Annotated in this window: 1 protein-coding gene; it reads left to right on the forward strand. The window is 64.7% G+C overall.

The annotated features are described in order from the left end of the window. On the forward strand, window positions 1–275 hold a 275-nt coding region (locus CVH10_RS20230; RefSeq protein ID WP_146143173.1), incomplete at both ends, for a branched-chain amino acid ABC transporter permease.

Genomic DNA, 275 nt, shown 5'->3' on the forward strand with positions numbered 1-275 from the left:
CTTCGTCGCGCTGCAGGCGAAGTTCACCGGCGGCGAGGACGGCCTGCAGGGCGTGCCACGCGGCAAGCTGTTCGGCGTGATCGACCTGTCGAACGACCTCACGATGTACTACGTCGCGCTGGTCATCGTGGTGGTGGCTTTCCTGCTGATCGTTCGCACCATCCATTCGCCCTTCGGCCAGGTGCTCAAGGGCATCAAGGAGAACGAGCCACGCGCCCTGTCGCTGGGCTACGACGTGAGCCGCTTCAAGCTGCTGGCCTTCGTCATCTCGGCCG

Source organism: Halomonas sp. ND22Bw (assembly GCF_003011945.1).
GTDB classification, from domain to species: domain Bacteria; phylum Pseudomonadota; class Gammaproteobacteria; order Pseudomonadales; family Halomonadaceae; genus Halomonas; species Halomonas halophila.